General features: G+C 69.4%; 17 protein-coding genes and 1 pseudogene. 13 read left to right on the forward strand and 5 right to left on the reverse strand.

The annotated features are described in order from the left end of the window. Nucleotides 1-33 precede the first annotated feature (33 nt). Both MTF69_RS17585 and MTF69_RS17590 read left to right on the forward strand, forming a co-directional pair. Nucleotides 34-948, forward strand: a pseudogene (locus MTF69_RS17585) (IS982 family transposase). Nucleotides 949-1,904: 956 nt separating this feature from the next. Further along, nucleotides 1,905-2,993, forward strand: a complete 1,089-nt coding sequence (locus MTF69_RS17590; RefSeq protein ID WP_243335518.1) for a hypothetical protein — start codon at nucleotides 1,905-1,907, stop codon at nucleotides 2,991-2,993. Nucleotides 2,994-3,007: 14 nt separating this feature from the next. On the opposite strand, the gene MTF69_RS17595 is transcribed toward MTF69_RS17590, so the two are convergent. After that, nucleotides 3,008-4,255 carry a pyridoxal phosphate-dependent aminotransferase gene (locus tag MTF69_RS17595; protein ID WP_243335520.1) on the reverse strand — a complete coding sequence of 416 codons (1,248 nt, stop codon included), beginning with the start codon at nucleotides 4,253-4,255 and terminating at the stop codon, nucleotides 3,008-3,010. Then, nucleotides 4,252-4,476 (reverse strand): hypothetical protein, encoded by a 225-nt coding sequence (locus MTF69_RS17600; RefSeq protein ID WP_243335522.1) that lies wholly within the window; start codon nucleotides 4,474-4,476, stop codon nucleotides 4,252-4,254. The genes MTF69_RS17595 and MTF69_RS17600 overlap by 4 nt, the downstream gene beginning before the upstream one ends. A gap of 189 nt (nucleotides 4,477-4,665) precedes the next feature. Here MTF69_RS17600 and MTF69_RS17605 point away from each other — a divergent pair, with 189 nt between their 5' ends. Then, nucleotides 4,666-4,971: a helix-turn-helix transcriptional regulator gene (locus tag MTF69_RS17605; RefSeq protein WP_243335524.1), complete on the forward strand. Its 306-nt coding sequence runs from the start codon at nucleotides 4,666-4,668 to the stop codon at nucleotides 4,969-4,971. A 117-nt stretch (nucleotides 4,972-5,088) separates the two neighbouring features. Here MTF69_RS17605 and MTF69_RS17610 read toward each other — a convergent pair whose 3' ends face one another. Further along, nucleotides 5,089-6,153, reverse strand: coding sequence for a permease (locus MTF69_RS17610; protein ID WP_243335527.1), 1,065 nt, complete (start codon nucleotides 6,151-6,153; stop codon nucleotides 5,089-5,091). 116 nt (nucleotides 6,154-6,269) lie between these two features. On the opposite strand from MTF69_RS17610, the gene MTF69_RS17615 reads away from it, so the two are divergent. The 4 genes from MTF69_RS17615 (at nucleotide 6,270) to MTF69_RS17630 (ending at nucleotide 9,918) form a co-directional block, all read left to right on the forward strand. Further along, complete coding sequence (locus MTF69_RS17615; protein ID WP_243335530.1) at nucleotides 6,270-6,620, forward strand: helix-turn-helix transcriptional regulator; 351 nt, start codon at nucleotides 6,270-6,272, stop codon at nucleotides 6,618-6,620. Between the two features lie 248 nt (nucleotides 6,621-6,868). Continuing rightward, the gene (locus MTF69_RS17620; protein WP_243335531.1) at nucleotides 6,869-7,123 is read left to right on the forward strand and encodes a hypothetical protein; all 255 of its coding nucleotides are present in this window, start codon (nucleotides 6,869-6,871) and stop codon (nucleotides 7,121-7,123) included. Between the two features lie 84 nt (nucleotides 7,124-7,207). Beyond that, entirely contained in the window at nucleotides 7,208-8,752 is a 1,545-nt protein-coding gene (locus MTF69_RS17625; protein ID WP_243335532.1) for a GNAT family N-acetyltransferase, read from the forward strand. A gap of 869 nt (nucleotides 8,753-9,621) precedes the next feature. Further along, complete coding sequence (locus tag MTF69_RS17630; RefSeq protein WP_243335533.1) at nucleotides 9,622-9,918, forward strand: hypothetical protein; 297 nt, start codon at nucleotides 9,622-9,624, stop codon at nucleotides 9,916-9,918. 11 nt (nucleotides 9,919-9,929) lie between these two features. Here MTF69_RS17630 and MTF69_RS17635 read toward each other — a convergent pair whose 3' ends face one another. Continuing rightward, the gene (locus tag MTF69_RS17635; RefSeq protein ID WP_308401413.1) at nucleotides 9,930-10,901 is read right to left on the reverse strand and encodes a helix-turn-helix transcriptional regulator; all 972 of its coding nucleotides are present in this window, start codon (nucleotides 10,899-10,901) and stop codon (nucleotides 9,930-9,932) included. 544 nt (nucleotides 10,902-11,445) lie between these two features. Between MTF69_RS17635 and MTF69_RS17640 the strand changes: the two genes are divergently transcribed. Genes MTF69_RS17640 through MTF69_RS17660 form a run of 5 tightly spaced genes read left to right on the forward strand, consistent with a single transcriptional unit; the run spans nucleotide 11,446 to nucleotide 15,719 of the window. Then, nucleotides 11,446-11,763: a hypothetical protein gene (locus MTF69_RS17640; RefSeq protein WP_243335535.1), complete on the forward strand. Its 318-nt coding sequence runs from the start codon at nucleotides 11,446-11,448 to the stop codon at nucleotides 11,761-11,763. Between the two features lie 35 nt (nucleotides 11,764-11,798). Then, nucleotides 11,799-13,109, forward strand: coding sequence for a 3-phosphoshikimate 1-carboxyvinyltransferase (aroA, locus tag MTF69_RS17645; protein ID WP_243335536.1), 1,311 nt, complete (start codon nucleotides 11,799-11,801; stop codon nucleotides 13,107-13,109). Continuing rightward, nucleotides 13,106-14,644 (forward strand): 2,3-bisphosphoglycerate-independent phosphoglycerate mutase, encoded by a 1,539-nt coding sequence (gene gpmI, locus MTF69_RS17650; RefSeq protein ID WP_243335537.1) that lies wholly within the window; start codon nucleotides 13,106-13,108, stop codon nucleotides 14,642-14,644. The genes aroA and gpmI overlap by 4 nt, the downstream gene beginning before the upstream one ends. Beyond that, nucleotides 14,641-15,015 carry a hypothetical protein gene (locus MTF69_RS17655; protein ID WP_243335538.1) on the forward strand — a complete coding sequence of 125 codons (375 nt, stop codon included), beginning with the start codon at nucleotides 14,641-14,643 and terminating at the stop codon, nucleotides 15,013-15,015. Before gpmI ends, MTF69_RS17655 begins: the two co-directional genes overlap by 4 nt. Continuing rightward, a complete protein-coding gene (locus MTF69_RS17660) occupies nucleotides 15,012-15,719 on the forward strand; it encodes a hypothetical protein (protein WP_243335539.1) in 708 nt (235 codons plus the stop codon). The genes MTF69_RS17655 and MTF69_RS17660 overlap by 4 nt, the downstream gene beginning before the upstream one ends. A 63-nt stretch (nucleotides 15,720-15,782) precedes the next feature. Here the strand turns inward: MTF69_RS17660 and MTF69_RS17665 are convergent, their stop codons facing one another. Beyond that, on the reverse strand, nucleotides 15,783-16,172 hold the full coding sequence (locus MTF69_RS17665) for a metalloregulator ArsR/SmtB family transcription factor (protein WP_243335540.1): 390 nt from the start codon (nucleotides 16,170-16,172) through the stop codon (nucleotides 15,783-15,785). Nucleotides 16,173-16,453: 281 nt separating this feature from the next. Between MTF69_RS17665 and MTF69_RS17670 the strand changes: the two genes are divergently transcribed. After that, a complete protein-coding gene (locus tag MTF69_RS17670; protein ID WP_243335541.1) occupies nucleotides 16,454-17,362 on the forward strand; it encodes a phosphate ABC transporter substrate-binding protein in 909 nt (302 codons plus the stop codon). Nucleotides 17,363-17,402 lie beyond the last annotated feature (40 nt).

The following is a 17,402-nucleotide window of genomic DNA, read 5'->3' on the forward strand; positions in this document are numbered from 1 at the left end:
CTGCACGGACGCGAGGGTGCCCACTCTCAGTTTGTGACGACCGAGATAGACACCCTCGCAACTGCACTGTACGTGCGGGTCGATGACCTTTTGAAGGCTTCGCCGCATCTTGCTCCGTGGCGGCCACGGGTGGGCCGGCCACCGAAACTCAGCGACGCGGAGCTGGTCACCCTCGCGGTGATGCAGGCCCTGCTGGGTTTCGTCTCCGAGGCCCGCTGGCTGCGTCATGCCCACGCCCACCTGCGGCACCTCTTCCCGTACCTGCCCCAGCAGCTGGGCTGGAACAAGCGTCTGCGGCGGGCGTCAGACCTGGTCAGAGGGGTCCTGCGGGAGCTGGCCACAGACACCGCCCTGTGGGGCGATGACGTGTGGATCGTGGACTCCACACCGGTGGAGTGCGGACGCTCCCGCGAGACCGCGAAACGCTCCGACCTGGCGGGATGGGCCGAGTACGGCTAATGCGCCAGCCACTCACGGTTCTTCTGGGGGCTGCGCCTGCACCTGGTCTGCACCCAGCACGGCCTGCCCATAGCGTTCGCGCTGACCGGCGCCAAGGCCGTCGAACGCGAAGTGCTGCTGGACATCTTCCATGTGGAACCGGGTCTGCTCGCCAACCGGCCGCCACCGACGCTGCTGGCGGACAGGAACTACTACGGCCGTGCCTTCGAGAGGGGCCTCGCCGACCTCGGGGTCCGGCTGCTGCGGCCGGCCCGCAAGGGTGAACCCGAGCGGGCCGGAGCCGAGCTGTTCAAGCCGCTGCGTCAGCTGATCGAGTCGGTCAACCAGACCCTCAAGGGACAACTTGACCTCGAACGGCACGGCGGCCGCACGCCCGCCGGGGTCACCGTCCGGGTCCTGCAGCGACTACTCGCCCTCACCGCGGCGATCTGGCACAACCACAACACCGGTGGACCGGCCATCCGATCACTGACCGCCTACGACCACTGAGGCCTTGGAATCAATCATCTAGTCGGCCAGGATGCGGGTCATCGCCTCCCTCAGGATCCGCGAGCCGTCCTGGGTGAGCAGCGATTCGGCGTGGAACTGCAGGGAGGAGAAGTGCGGCCCGCGCAGGGCGTGGATCTCGCAACCAGAACCTGCGCAAGCAGGACTGGCTGTACGGCTACGACGCCGAGGCTGCACTCCTCGGGGAGTAGCGGCCGGCCGGACGACGCGACGCCGCCGCAGCCTGTGGGCCGCGGCGCCGTCGCGTCGTCCGCGCCACCTTGGCGAGCCACCCCCGAGCCACTCCCACGCCCTACCGCGGCTCTGACCCGAAGGAGCCCCACCGCAGGTCAGCGGCCCTACAGGCCACGCCGGCAACTCGTGGCCATATGGGGGCGCGCCCCTTCAGCACGATCCGCTACGCTGTCGGTGGTCAGACGGCTCCTCACGCCTTCGTGGGCCTTGCGGAAAACTCCGAAACCGCAGATCAGAGCCCCGACCGGGAAGCCCTCAGGAACGCCCCTCCCCCGTTTCGGGAACGCATGGGGCTCCTTCGCAGGTCAGCAGGGGCGCCGACCGGACCGGCCCGGAGGAGCGAACCGGGCGGATTCGCCACCACAGCTCATAGCGCCCCACTAGCCTTCCTGTCGGTAGCCCCAGGTCTCGCGCAGAGGCCGGCTGTAGACCCTGGAAGCAGGAGGGCCATGCCCGATTCACGCTGGGATTCTGCTCTGCCGCCGGTCAAGCCGTTCCACCCGTTCAATGGCGTTGGCGAACCGGTCCAGCTGCACTACGGGGAAATCGGTGGTGCGCGCGACACCCCGGTGCCAGGGGAGGTCAGCCTTCGGTGCTCGCCGGTTCTCAGTGTCGACTGGAGCGTCACTCCCGAGCCGGACTCGTATCCGCACTCCTCGGACACAGCCGTGCTGCAGCTCCAACGACCCTATGGAGAGGTCGGGGTGGACGCCTGGGTCCGGGGCTTCGACGAGGGTTGGATCAACGGAATGACTCTGGGCGACGGCGAAGCGCCCGTGACCCGCATCGTGGCCCACTGGTTCAATCTCCCGCGGTTCCGCGGGCAGCATCACCTGACGGATCGGAGCGAGGGCGGAGACCGTTATTGGGACCGCGGCCGTTGGTCTCACGAGGTCGACGGCTGGAAGATCGTGTTGGACGTGCGCCCCGATCACGATTCGGTCTGGAAGGAACTCCTGAAGACCCGGCTCTACGCGATGACGCACACGATGGAGATCAGCCGTGTCAGCGGCGAGCAGTTCACCGCCACCGAGGCTGAGCCTCTCCTCACGGCCCTGCACCTCGGGATGTCCTTCTCTCTCGGGCGCTGGACCGCTCCGCTCCTCCCGGTTGGCCTCGGATCCGAGGGGGAGGTCCTCTGGGAGACGTGGGGTGCCCTGCACTGCGACCCGGCGCGGCAGCACTCTTCCGGCTGGTGGGATCTGTGGGACCTCGATGCCCTCGGCAGGTTCCTGGATGGACTCGTCCCGGTCATCACGGATCCCGCGCAGGGCGAGTCACTGACGTTGCAGATCAAGTACGCGATCACGGCAATCCGTGACCAGGGCTTCGTCGAACAGCGCATCATGATCGGGGCCGCCGGACTCGAGCACGTCATGTGGCAGAGGCTCCGCCTGAGCGGCGCCCTCAGTACTGCGGAGTACCGGAACACGCACGATTGGCCGGCCCACGAGAAGCTTCGGAGGGTCCTCCGTGAGATCAACGTCCCGGTTTCCTTGGACCGCAACCAGCTCCCGGCCATGGCAGCCTTCGCCGATGAAATGCAGCGACGGTCCGGGAAGGACTGGGACGGGCCCTCCGTGGTGACGGAGGTACGGAACTTCTTGGTCCACCCCAAGGAAGACCAGAAGAAGCTCTATCGAATTCCAGGACTGGTCACAGAGGTGTGGCTGGTGACTCGGCACTACCTGTCCCTGCTGATCCTCGAGTCGCTCGGCTACCGAGGCCCCCACCAGAACCTATCGCGGAAGCGCGGCCTGGCCGGCGAGGTCGAGGGCACGCCCTGGCCATAGGTCGGAGGACTGCCTCACACGGGCCCGTTGGCGAGGCCCGCCACGAAGTCCGCGATGCGGGTCAGTGCCTCCTCGAGGCGGTCCGGCGGGACCGTGTAGGAGATGCGGACGTGGTGCGGGGCCGCGAAGTCGGCGCCGGGGACCACCGCAACGTTGGACTCCGTGAGGAGGAGTTCTGCGAAGTCCGCGGCCGAGGTGATGGTGCGGCCCGCGTGGGTGCTGCCGTAGGTGGCGGAGACGTCGGCAAGGAGGAAGAAGGCTCCCTCCGGGGTTCCGCCGACCTCGATACCGGGGACGTCCGCGAGGGCCTTGATGGTGGTCAGGCGGCGGGCGTCCAGGGCCTGGCGGCGGTGTTCCAGTTCGGTGGTGAGGTCTGCGGTGAGCGCGCCGAGGGCTGCCTTCTGGGCGATGGAGGAGGGGGCCGAGGCGGTGTGGCTCTGGAGGGCCGTGATGGCGTGGGCGACCGGGGTGGGCGCCGCTACCCAGCCGATGCGCCAGCCCGTCATCGCGTAGGTCTTCGAGACGGCTCCGACGGTGAGGGTGCGGGCGGCGATCTCCTCGGAGAGGGAGGCGACGGCGGTGAAGGCGGCGGTGCCGAAGACCCAGTGGTCGCAGATCTCGTCGCTGATGATCGTGAGGTCGTGGTCGACGGCGACCTGGGCCAGGGCCGCCAGTTCGGCGCGGCTGTAGACGACACCGGAGGGGTTGGCCGGGCTGTTGAGGAGGAGGACCCGGGTGCGGGTGGTGACGGCCGCGCGGAGCTGGTCGGGGGTGACCTTGAGGGCGGCGTCCGGGGACGGGTGGACCGGGACCGGAGTGCCGCCGGCCAGGGTGGTCAGGTGGGGGTAGCTGACCCAGTACGGGGCCGGGATCAGGACCTCGTCGCCCGGGTTCAGGAGGGCGGTGAAGGCGTAGTGGAGGGCTTGCTTGGCGCCTGCGGTGACTACGACGGCGGAGGGTTCGTACGTGGTGCCGTGGCGGTTGAGGTGTGCGGCGATGGCCGCTCGGAGCTCGGGGATGCCGGCCGCCGGGGTGTAGCGGGTGAAGCCTTCGGCGATGGCTTGCGTGGCGGCCTGGGCGGCGGGTTCGACGGTCGGGAAGGCCGGTTCGCCGCTGGTGAGGTTGATGACGTCCACCCCGAGCGCGATCAGCGCCTTCGCCTGAGCGTCCAGAGCCGCGGTCGCGGACGGCGGGATCTGCGCCGCACGGTGCGCGAGGCGGATGCGGCCTGCCTCTTCGGGGGTGGGCGTTGCGGTGCTCACGGCGCTCCTCGGGGTGAGATTGGGTGGGGCGGGGGTGGAGGTGGGGGCCAGATGCGGATGCCGTAGGCGGCGATCGCGGAGTCCTGGGCGCGGCGGAACTCGTTGGAGCGGCTTACGGGGCTGCTGACTTCGGCGCAGCTGTCGCAGAAGCTGACGCGGGCGACGAAGGCGGCGTTGCGGGTCCGGCGGAGGTTGCGGATGGAGCGGCGGATGAACGGCATGACATCCTCGATTCATAGATGACTGTCTATGGATTGAGGATGTCGGAATGCATAGATGACTGTCAATGGGTTTTGCGGAACGTCCCGCCTCTCGGGCAGATCTGGACGCAGGGGGCTTCGATCGGCCAGATTGTGCGCATGATCGAGCCTGCACCTGCCGGGATATCCGCCTCCTGCTGCCCCGCGCCCATGACCGCCGCCGAAGCAGAGGACCTGGCGGCCGCGTTCAAGGCCCTGGCCGATCCGGTGCGGCTGCGGATCGCGAGCATCGTGGCCTGCTGCCCGGCCGGCGAGGTCTGCATGGGAGAGATCGCCTCGGAGTTCTCCGTCTCCGGTCCGACCATCAGTCATCACCTGAAGAAGCTGCGCGAAGCGGGCGTGCTGTCCTCCGAGCGGCGGGCAAACGAGGTGTACTACCAGGTGCGTTCGGACCGCTTGGATGCGCTGATAGCCCAGTTGGCCGCCATGAAGGCGACGGTCAGCCCAGTCTGCTGAGGGCGCCTGTCCCTACATACGGCTGCGGCCCGCCCCGGAGCAGGGGGCGGGCCGTTGCCGTCTTACGTGTTGGTGCGTTGGTGCGTTCGTGCAGTGGTGATCAGACCCGCAGGGGGGTCAGAGCCAGATGGGGGCCGTGTAGCCGAGGATGACCGCGCCGGTGAAGAGGATGCCGACGACCAGGGCCACCACGCGCCAGCGGGCGATGAGGAGCATGCCGCTGATGGCGCCGACGCTGGTGCCCGCGCCGGTCATCAGGAAGGCGATCGCCGGGCCGGGGCCCATGCCGCCCTTCATCAGGGCGGCGATGAGCGGCAGCGAGCCGTCGGAGTTCAGGTAGACCGGGATGCCGATCAGTGCGGCGAGCGGGACGGAGTACCAGTTGTCGCCACCGAGGTACTCGGTCAGGTAGCGGGTCGGGATCGAGTTGATGATCAGGAAGCCGAGCGTCGCGAAGCCCAGGAAGTAGAGCGCGAGGCGCTTGCTGGTGATCTTGAGCTCGTTGCCGAACTCGTCGAGCTTCCAGCGCTTGATCAGGCTGGTCTCGACCGGCGCGGGGGCGGGCGCCGGGGCGATGGGGCGGTTCAGCAGGGCGGTACGGGCGAGACCGCCGCCACCACCGGAGCCGGCCGGGGCGCTCACGCCGCCGCCACCCGAGATCCCGTCTTCCGCGTCGTCACTGCTGCAGCAGCTCTCCTCGGCCTTCTTCTCCGCCTCGGTGGAGGTCAGGCGGGCCTGACCCTCGAGCCAGCCGGTCTTCTCGATGAGCCAGGTGACGGCACCGGCGAGGAAGCCGAGGACGATCGCCGCGATGAAGAAGGTCAAGGCGAAGTCGGGGCCGAAGAGGCCTATGGAGTAGACGAGTTCTTCGGGGCTGGTCAGCGGCGAGGCGACCATGAAGGTGACGACCGGAGCCCACGGGACGCTGGAGGCGAGGGCGCCGAGGACGACCGCGGTGGTTCCGCAGGAGCAGAACGGGGTGAGCGTCGCGAGGACGACGGCCCCGATGACAGCCCAGAGGGTCTTGCGTCGCAGCCAGGAGGAGAGTCGCTCCGCGCCGATGTACACCGGGATGGCCGAGGCCACGATGACGCTGATCAGCAGGAAGGGCCAGTTCGCCGCAAGGGTGTGGCCGACGTCCTGGGCTGTCTTGCCCAGGACGTCAAGGACGGTGTCGAACACGGAGAGCTCCAACTCAACTCATAGACGGCTGTCGATGGGTTGAACTCTGTCGGACTCATAGATGACTGTCAATGCGTTTGGGGAACAATCCATAGATGGCCATCGTTGGATCGGGTATGCCTACGCCCATCTCGGAGCTCTGCTGCTCCCCCGTGCTCGCCGGTCCCCTCACCCCCGAGGCGGCCGACGACCTCGCTGCCGCACTGAAGGTCGTCGCCGACTCGACCCGACTGCGTCTGCTCGGGCTGATCCGCACCCAGCCGAACGGGGAGGCGTGCACCTGCGACCTCACCGAGCCGCTGGGACTGACCCAGCCCACGGTCACGCACCACCTGAAGGTGCTCTTCGAGGCGGGCTTCCTGGAGCGCGAGCGTCGTGGACGTCAGACGTACTACCGGATCGCGACCGGCAGCATGACCGTGCTGTGCCAGGCCTTGGACCCCTCGCCGGAGCTGCTCACCGCCTGACCAACTCGTTTGAGCCAAGGGCCGGTTGTCTTCGCGCCACGCGCGGACAGCCGGCCCTTTCGGCATGCTCAGGCATGAGGGTGCCGGGCGCGCTTCCTGCCAGCAGTGATCCCTTCCGCACCCTGGGTGACCTCGGCCAGACTCATGAACACCGGGAGGGCGACAAGCCCCCGGGACCGCGGGAACCGGCCAGTAGGCCGCTGGCCGCCGGTCATCAAAAAGCCAACGCCACGTCCAAGGGGATAGCCATGTCTGTTTCGCGTACCTCGATGAGCCTTGCCGCCACCGTCCTGGTTGCCGTGATCGGACTCGGCTCCTCCTCTGCACAGCTCGCCTCCGTCGCCGGAGCCGGCTGGGACACCGCCCCGACGGGCGCCGGCTGGGACGTCGCCCCCGTGACCCTGGCCGGAGCCGGTTGGGACACCGCCCCGGTGACCACGGACGGCGCCGGTTGGGACGCCGCCCCCATCAACCCCTCCACCAACGGCGCCGGCTGGGACTGATCCCCGGCCCGCACCCGCATCCGTACCGAACCCCGTTGACCCGGCCCACACCCCAGAGCCGCCCCCACCCGAGGAGAAGAACAGATGAGCACCACTTGCTGCAGCGCCACCACTGAGGAGCCGGTCCCGGTGCTCGTGGTGCTGGACGAGCCGGCCACCGGCTGCTGCTCGGCCCCTGAGGCTGCGGAAGCACCTGAGGCCGCCAAGGCCGAGGAGCCCTCCGGCTGCTGCGGTCCCGCCCCCGAGCCGGAGCCCGAGGCCGCTTCCGGCTGCTGCGGCCCCGCCAAGCCCGAGCCCGTCTCCTGCTGCGGCAGCAGCGCCGAGCAGGAGGACCCGGCGGACGTACGCACCGGCCTCACGCTCGACGACGCCGTCGCCGCCCTCGGTGGCAGCGTTCCGCAGGTCACCGACCCGGCGCCGTACGTTCTGCCGCACTGGCTCAAGGCCACCGAGGCCAGCCTCGAAGGCGCCAAGCCCTGGTACACGGTGGCCGACCGCGGAGAGGGCGAGCTCGCCTTCCTGCCCGGCTTCCTCTTCGACGCCGACCCGATCGTGGACGCCGACCCGCGCACCTACCTGGGCTGGCAGCCCAAGAACGGCGCCATCGCCTGCTGCTCGGCCACGTCCTGCTGCGACACCACCAACGACACGGTCGAGGCGCTCGGGGCGGAGGCGTTCTTCCCGGCGCTGCTGCTCGGTTCCCCCCTCGGATACCGCTCCGAGGCCTCCGCCTCGGTCGAGGACCCGCTGCTGGTCGCGGACCTGATCGACCGCATCGTCCCGGCCGCCACCGAGGCCGGAGTGCGCTCGATCGTCGCGCCCTGGCTGCACGACAGCCCGTACAGCGAGGTCCTCGCGCTCGCCCTCCAGGCGTACGGCGGTGACGTCGCCTTCCACGGCGAGAACAACCTCCTCGACCTCCAGCACGACAGCTACGACGCGTACCTCGCCTCCCTCCCGGCCCGCAAGCGCCGCCGGGTGAAGGAAGACCGCGACCGCGCCGCGAACTCCGGCACCCGCATCGAGCGCAAGGACGGCGAGGAGCTGCGTCCGCTGGTCGGCCGGATCTCCGAGCTGATCACGCAGAACCGGCAGAAGTACGGCGGCGGCGAGGACGAGGCGCACATCGGCGCCCTGCTCAGCGCGCTCGTCGAGGGCGGCGCCGACGTGCGCGCCTACATCGCCTACAAGGACGACGTGGCCGCCGCGGTCTCGGTGACCGTCCGCCAGGGCAAGCGGCTGTTCGTGAAGTGGGCCGGCTTCGACTACGAGGCGCTCGGCGAGCGCAGCGGCATCTACTTCGAGATCGTCCTGGACCGCCCGCTGCGCGACGCGTACGCCGAGGGTGTCACCTCCATCGAGGCCGGTCCGGGCGCGGACGAGGCCAAGCGGCTGCGCGGCTTCAAGCCCCACCAGATCCGCTCGGCGATCCTCGTCACCGACACGGCGCTGCGTCCCGAGGTCGCCAAGCTGCACGCCGCCTTCGGCGCGGCCCGCCGCGAGGCGCTGGGCGCCACCACCGAGGAGGAGCCGACCACAGCGATCGGCCGCCTGAAGGCCAAGCTCCTCGGCGGCTCCGCATACGAGCCGATCCAGCCCCTCCAGCCGGAGGGCGGCTGCTGCGGCTAGTCACCACTGATCCACATTTCCACACCCCCAGGGCAGGCCCGGTGCGCGATGCGCGCCGGGCCTGCCGGTCGTGCGGCTGCCGGGCCGAAGCTGTCACAGGTCGGAAACACCACCGTACGCAGAGCAGGGGCGGTGCCACGGTGAGGGGGGAGCAGCCGAGAAAGTGAGGCGAAGTGGTCGGTCAGCGGGCAAAGTTCGATTGGTGGATGCTGAGGGGGACGCATCGAAGCAGCTGGCCGCACCTTCGCAGGCGCGTCATCACCTTGACCGCCTCCTTGTCCCGGGACCTCCAAAGCGCCACCTCAACAACTGCCGTGCCCCCAGCCGTGCGCGCTGTCATCAGAAAGCGGGTCTTCGCGGAAGCCAGCGCCAACCAGGTCACCTTCATCACGATGATCCCGATCGCTGTCTTGTGCCTCCCCAGCTTGGTGGCGTTCGGCAATGCGCAGCCCCGAGCTGGGGAGGGGCCTGGGAGTCACGCGACGTTCCTTTGGCTCTGCCCCGTCTTCGTCCTGTACACAACGCTGCTGCTGTGGAGGCTCTGGGTCACTTACTTCGCCCGCGGCAACCTGCGCTCCTTGCGGCAGTTCGCGCCGGTGGTCTTCGCCATCCGCACGATACGGAGTTGTGCCACGCTGCTGACCACCCCGCCTGCTTCACGCCATGCACACGTGAACAGGGTGTCGAGGACCCTTCGCAGCTCGGAACGCTCCCTCCTGCTCGGCCCGAGCCGATTTGGGTCAGCGCCGCGCTCCTCTCCTCGCCGCAAACAGCTCAGGCTCCACGCACGCCTGGTCGTGGCCGCGCTCCGGCAGGCCGAGCTCCGCCTGGACACGGATCCGGTCCAAGGCGCGAAGGAGCTGTCCCGCATGCTCCTCAGCGTGGCGGAGAACTACTCCCTCGGCAGACTCGGCGCCCTGCTCCCCGAGGAGGACCTCAAGGACCTGCAACCCGTGCGGGACCGCACCGCGTTGAAGGAGACGCTCCACCTCGCGGCCGCGCTCGCGCTGGTGGGCGCCGTCGGATGGCTGGGCACCTGGTACGGAGCCAAGCTCGGGATCGAGAGTCCCTGGACCCTGGTCCCGGCCGCTGTGGTCGCCGTACTGATCTACCCGCGGCTCCGGACGACCGGCCCGGACCTGCTGATGTCCTACCTGGGGCCGTAGGCGGTACGTGATCAGTCGGTCCAGCCGGCCTTCGTCGCCAGGACCCCGGCCTCGAAGCGGCTGCGGGCGCCGAGGCGGGCCATCATCTCCGACATCATGCGGCGGGCGGTGCGCAAGCCGATGCCGAGCTTCTTGGCGGCGATCTCGTCGGTGGCGCCCTGCGTGAGCTGGCGCAGCAACTCCCGCTCCTGCGCGGTTAGTCCCGCCTCGTCGCGGTCGCGGGCGCTGCCGATGGGGGCGGCGCCCGTCCACACCTGTTCGAAGAGGGAGGCCAGCGCGGTCAGTACTCCGGGGCCGGTCAGTTGGACCGCGCCCTTCTTGGTGTTGTTCGGGTCCACCGGCAACAGGGCCACCTCGCGGTCGAAGAGCACCATGCGCAGGGGTAGGGCCGGCACCGTTCGGACCTCGCCGCCGTTGCCGTGGAGCCACTCGGCGTACTCGACCGTCGGGTTGTCGTTGCGGACGCTGTCCAAATAGACGGTCAGGACCCGTACGCCCCGGCGCATCAGGTCTGCGTCCAGCGGGCGGCTTGCCTCCAGGCTGGCCACGGACTGCGCGCCGCCGGGCATGAAGGACAGGCATTCGCTGGTGGAGCGGTGGGCGAGCTCTTCGAGGCGGGCCTGGATGGCGTCCATGCCCTGGAGGTACTCGACTCCGTGGCGCTCACCGGTCCGCAGCTCGGAGTATTCGTCCAGGAGCTTGCTGATGGCGGCCTGACTCTCGGCGAACTGCTGCTGCTGGGCGAGCAGATGGGCCTGCTGGCGCTGGAGCAGGAGCTGGAAGCCAAGGTCCGGGCTGACGGGTCTGAGTCCGCCGGGTGCCTGTACGGATCTTCGCAGGAGGTTCAGTTCGGCCAGCCGGTCCAGACAGCGGCGTATGGATTCCTCCGGGCAGGCCAAGTGGACTGCGATTTCCGCAACTCCCCAGTCCTGCTGGGTGAGCATCAGTCGGTAGACCGACTCGGCTTCGGCATCCAGTCCCAAACTCGCCAGCACAGCGACCCCCCGCTTGATGTCTCAGATGTCGAGACAACCCCTCAAATACATCGGCGGGGGCCGATCTTGGCAGGTCAGGGATGCGGCCGACAAGAGATGTCCGCAGGATGAGCAGCCTTCAGGGCGTTCTTCGGGTCTTCGAAGGCCGGAATTCAGGCCACCTCCAGGCAGGTGCCTGCCGGTCGCACTTCATGCCAGCGGGGAACTCTTCCGCCCCCTCGGAATGCTCAGCAAACTAGTGATCGCAGGGCAGCGGAAGTCCCTGGAAACGGAATCCGCAGCGCGTCGAGAACGCCCCCCGCCCGAAACCAAATCCACCCCCCACACACGGAGGACAGTCATGCCTGCTGCGCGGAGAGCCCTGCGCCTGATGAACAGAGCGGCTGCGGTCATGCTGGGCTTCTCTCCCGCCGGTGGGCACGGCTGCGGCCCCAAGTGCCGCCACACGGAGCACTACAGCGCCATCACGCAGGCCGAGGCCGACCAGCACGTGTGGTCTGTACCAGGACTTACCGCCCGGCCTGGAGGGCCCATGTTCATGGCCACCGCCACGCTCGTCGCCGCCCGGGAAGCCGAGGCCGCGAAGCTGGAATCGGCCATCGTCACCGACATCGTGTGGGCCGCCGCAATGCCGGGCGACGACCTCGAACACGTCCACGCGAAGACGGCTTCCGGACGCATCGAGCTGACTTTCTTCCACCGCACGAGCAGCCTCGACGGCGCATTGTCCGCGGCAGCCGAGATTTGCCGCCGTGCACTGAATTCCAGCCCCACCTTGGCGCAATGGCGAATTGCCGTCACCCCTCAGCTTCCCGACGCCATGCCCGGCTCGGGCACCGTACTCGCGTGACCCAGATCACACCCCAGCATCAGGAGTCCCACCCCATGAGCGCTCTCAACGACCCCCGCCTGAAGGCCGAACAGCTCGCCGTCGAGACCATCGACTCGATCGACCACGAGGTTCGCGTACTCGGTTCGAAGAGCTACACCAACCGGCAGATCGCCATCGCGGCCCTGGCTGCCCTCGACGGGAAGACCGGCGTGATCGACGGCGCCCTGGTCTCCGACGACACCATCTACTTCGCGAACGCCGTCGCCTCCTTCGGGCACGTCGCCGTCGAGGTGGACCACGAGAACTACCGTTTCACCCTCACGCCCACCGGCAAGCCGATGACCGCCCCCGAGGACGACATCTTCGTCGGCGGCGCCGGCACCCCGCTGCGCTTCCTGATCTCCATGGCGGGCCTCGCCGAGGGCATCACCACCATCACCGGCAACTCCCGCATGCAGGAGCGCCCCTTCGGCGACCTGCTCGCCGCCCTCCCGGCCCTCGGCGTCGAAGCGGTCGCGGTCCGCGGCAACGGCTCCCCGCCGATCCAGGTCACCGGCGGCAACTTCGTCGGCGGCAAGACGAAGATCTCCGGCGCCATCTCCTCCCAGTACACCTCCTCGATCCTCATCAGCTCGGTCCTCGCCCAGCAGGACACCGAGATCGAGATTGTCGACGAGCTCGTCTCCAAGCCGTACGTCGAGATGACGCTGGCCACCCTCGCCGAGCACGGCATCACCGTCGAGCGCGACGGCTACCGCAGCTTCAAGGTCCCGGCCGGCCAGTCCTTCAAGGGCGGCCACGCGGTCGTCGAGCCCGATGCCTCCGGCCTGTCGTACTTCATCGCCGCCGCCGCGATCCTCGGCGGCCGGGTCACCATCCCCGGCATCGGCTCCACCTCCCACCAGGGCGACGTCGGCCTCGCCGAGGTCCTGGGCCGGATGGGCGCCCACGTGGAGATCGCCGAGAACTCCATCACCGTCAAGGGCGGCGAACTGCACGGCATCGAGGTCGACATGGACGCCATGCCCGACGTCGTCCCCTCCCTCGCGGCGGTCGCGGCCTTCGCGCAGGGCAAGACCCACATCACGAACATCGCCAGCCTGCGCGTCAAGGAGTGCGACCGCATCGCGGCCGTCACCACCGAGCTGCGCAAGATGGGCATCACCGTCGACGAGTACGACGACGCGATGACCATCCACGGCGGTACCCCGCACGGCGCGGTCATCGACACCTACGACGACCACCGCATCGCCATGACCTTCGCGATCATCGGCCTGCGCACTCCCGGCGTCGTCATCAACGACCCCGGCTGCGTCGCCAAGTCCTTCCCGGCCTTCTGGAACACCCTGGACACCCTGCGATGACCGTCGACCACGCCACGAACGGCACCCCCGGCATCCTGCTCGTCCTCGACGGCTGGGGCCACGCCACCCCCGGACCCGGCAACGCCCTCACCAACGCCGACACCCCCGTGCTCGACGCCATCGCCGCCAAGCACCCCTCCACCCTCGTGGAAGCCTCCGGCGAACACGTCGGGCTGCTGCCCGGCACCGTCGGGAACTCCGAGATCGGCCACATGGTCATCGGCGCCGGCCGCCCGCTCGACTACGACAGCGTCCTGGTCCAGCGGCAGATCGACGGCGGCGAGCTCGGCGACAACCCCCGCCTGACCGAAGCCCTCGACCGGCTCGCCGGGAACGGCGGCGCGCTCCACCTGGTCGGCCAGGTCTCCGACGGGATGATCCACTCCCACGTCGACCACCTCCACGCGCTCCTGTCCATCGCGGCGTCCCGCGGTGTGAAGCACGTGTGGGTGCACGCCATCACCGACGGCCGCGACGTCGCCGACCACACCGCGGGCGACTACCTGGCTCGCGTCGAGGAATTCTTCGCCTCGACCGGCATCGGCGCCCTGGCCACCGTCTCCGGGCGGGGCTACGGCCTCGACAAGAGCGGCGACCTGGAGCTGACCGCGAAGGTCAGCGAGGCCATCGCAGACGGCAAGGGCGCCACCGCCCGCGACTACGGGCAGGTGCTGGCCGGAGCCGAGAACGGGGACGTGTGGGTCGTCCCCACCGTCCTCACCGGCGCCGACGGCGAGCCGCTTGCCACCGTCCGCGACGGCGACACCGTCCTGTTCACCAACTTCCGCAGCGACCGCATCCAGCAGCTCGCCGACGACCTCGTCGTGGTCCTGGCCGACTCGGACGTCGACGTCCTGTCCCTGACCCAGTACGACACCAAGGCGGACATCCCCGCCCTCGTCGGGCGCGCGGACGCCTCCGGCGGGCTGGCCGACGCACTCGAATCCCACGGCCTGCGCTCCGTACGCATCGCCGAGCAGGAGAAGTTCGAGCACGTCACCTACTACGTCAACGGCCGCGACGACCGGGTCCGCGAGGTCGAGGAGCACGTCCGCATCACCGCGGACACCGCTCCCGACTACGTGGCCCGGCCCGAGATGAACCTGGTGCAGGTCACCGAAGCCATCACCGCCGCCGCCCGGCGTGACGACGTGGCCCTGGTCATCGCCAACCTGGCCAACATCGACGTGGTCGGCCACACCGGCGACCACGACGCGACCGTCAAGGCCGCCGAGCACACCGACCGCGAGGTGGAGAAGATTCTCACCGCGGCAGCAGCCACCGGCCGTTGGGTCCTGCTCGTCGGCGACCACGGCAACGCCGAGCGCATGTCGAAGCCCGGTCGCGACGGGTCCCCGCGCCCGTACGGCGGCCACACCACCAACCCCGTACCGGCCGTCGTCGTCCCGGCCCCCGGGCAACTCCTCGGCGAGCGCCTCACCGACGGCGGCAGCCTCGCCGACATCGCACCCACCGTCCTCCACCTGCTGGGCCGCCCGAACGGCCCCGCCATGACCGGCCGGAGTCTGCTGTGACCGTAACCGCCGCCCTCAGCCACCCGACCCCGGGCGGGGCCCCCTTCGCCCCCGCCTTCGCCGATGATGCGGACGTACGCGCCGTCGACGCCGGCAGCCCCGCCCTGGAGGCGTTCGTCGCGAGCGACACCGCCGGCCGGGTGCACGTCCTGACCGTGCGCAACGCCACCGACGGCGACCAAGAGCTCCACCCCGAGGCGCTGCTGCCGGACGGGCGCGGACCGCTGCTCTTCCTCGGCGGAGCCTCCACCACCACCGAGCGCGACGGCCGGCTCGTCGCGCACCTCGCCCCGTACGGACACGTCCGCCTCGGGCGGATCACCGACGAACTCCCCCTCACCGACGACGCCACACAGGAGCAGCCCGCATGACCACCGCCACCGGCCCCCGCCCGCGCATCGCGCTGATCGGCGACCACGGCAAGTCCCCCGCCCACGCCCGCCTCGACAGCTTCCGGCACGAGCTCGACGTGGACACGGAATGGGTGCCCAGCGAGACCATCACCGGGCCCGAGTCCCTGCAGGGCTTCCAGGGCATCTGGGTCGTGCCCGGTTCCCCGTACGAGAACAAGGACGGCGTGCTCTCGGCCGTCCGGCACGCCCGCGAGAACGGCATCCCCTACCTGGGCACCTGCGGCGGCTTCCAGCACGCGCTGATCGAGTACGCCCGTACCGTCGTCGGTCTCACGGACGCGGACGACGTGCAGTACGACCCGGAGGCGCCGACCCCGCTCATCGTGCCGCTCACCTGCTGCCTCGCGGGCGAGCAGGCCCCGCTCCTACTCACGGCCGGCAGTCGGCTCGCCGCCGTCTATGACGACGCCGAGATGACCACCGAGACCTACCACTGCAAGTACGGGCTGAACTCCGACTTCGTCGAGCGACTGGCCGACGCGGGCGTGCTGTTCAGCGGTTGGGACACCGAAGGGGCCCCGCGGGCCGCCGAGGTCCCCGGCCACCCGTTCTTCATCGGCACGCTGTTCCAGCCGGAGCTGGTCTCGGGCCCGGGCAACGTCCACCCGCTGATCAAGGCGTTCACGGCCGAGGTGGCCGCCCGCGCGGTCGTCGCCGCCTGACGCTCCCCGATGACGCGCCATGGGCGGGTCGTCGGCTCCGCGCCGACCCGCCAGGCCCCGCGTCTACGGCTGCTGGTCCTCGTCGCCCCAGATGAGGGAGTTGAGCACCTCACGCCGCTCGGGCGCGACCGCGTACCAGGCCCATGTGCCGCGCTTCCTGCGCGTGACGAGGCCGGCGTCGGAGAGGACCTTCATGTGCTGACTGACCGTGGACTGGGCCAAACCCAGCAGTGGCGTCAGGTCACAGACGCACGCCTCGCCGTCCGGAGCGGCCAGGAGAACGCTGAGGATCTGCAGGCGGGTCGGATCGGAGAGGCCCTTGAGGGTCCGGGCGAGAACCTCCGCCCGCTCCCTGGGCAGCGGATCCACTTCGAGGGGCGGCCCGCAGGTCGGATCCTCTTCGATGAAGGTCAGGAGCCGAGGTGGCTGCCCGGTCACCTGTTCTACGGACATACAGGTCACCCTACGTCCACCAGTTGAACGCCCACATCGAAGATCACTCTGTTCACCCATTGTTGGCCCGTCATTAAGCCGGATCCCGACCTCCATCCGACCACCTGCCAACCACCCTCCGGCCGCCGCCCGGCAGGTGGGTGCCGGGCGCGGTTCATGCCACGCGGAACCTCTTCTCCAGCGCTCTCCCACCGATCAGACTCTTGATCGTCAGGGTGGTCCACCCTCCACCCGCCCCCTTCCATCCACCGTTCACCAGCAAAGGCACCGCCATGTCTGCCATGACCACCACCCTTCACCGGGCGCCGTCCCTCCTCACCGGAAAGCGGAAGCAGGCCGGCCTCGCCTCGTCCGCCGCGCTGCTCCTCGGAGTCGTCCTCACGGGCTGCGCCGGTTCCGCCCAGGCCAGCTCCTCCGCGGTGCAGGCCAGCGGATCCACCACCGTCGCCCCGGTCGCTTCGGACGCCGCCGAGGCCCTCAAGGGCCAGGGCCTGAAGATCACGGTGGCCACCCAGGGTGGTTCCGCCGGTGGCATCTCCCAGCTCGGCTCGAAGCAGATCCAGGTGGCGCTGAGCTCCAAGCCGCTGGCCGACGCGGACCGCAAGACGTACCCCAACACGGACTTCGTGCCCACCCAGATCGGCGCGGACGCGGTCGGCATCATCATCACCAAGGAGGTCGCCGACGCCGGCGTAAAGAACCTCACCAAGGAGCAGGTGAAGGGCCTCTTCGAGGGCACCATCACCAACTGGAAGCAGGTCGGCGGTCCGGACCTGAACGTCTTCGTCTACGACAAGGAGCCCGGTCGCGGCACCCGCGAGGTGCTCGACAAGTTCGTCTACGGCAAGGGGAAGCCCCCGCTGCCCCCGCAGTCCGCGAACTACGCCGTGGTCGGCGGCAACCTGGAGACCCGCAACAAGCTGGATTCGACCCGGGGTTCCATCGCGCCCCTGTCGACCGGCTTCATCGACGGCCGCGACGGCCTGGTGGCCGTGGCCCTCGACGGCGTCGCGCCGACGCTGGAGAACGTCGCGTCCTCCAAGTACCCGATGACCCGCCCGCTCTTCATGATCACCGACGGTCAGCCGAAGGGCGCCGTCAAGCAGTACATCGACTACCTGCTCTCGCCCGAAGGCCAGAAGCTCCTGCCCGTCCACGGCTACCTGACGCGCCGGCAGATGGGTCTCTGACCGTGAGCGTCACTCTGGAGCGCCCTGTCGAGGCGCCCGG

This window comes from Streptomyces sp. AP-93 (genome assembly GCF_022808175.1).
Classification (GTDB): Bacteria; Actinomycetota; Actinomycetes; order Streptomycetales; family Streptomycetaceae; genus Streptomyces.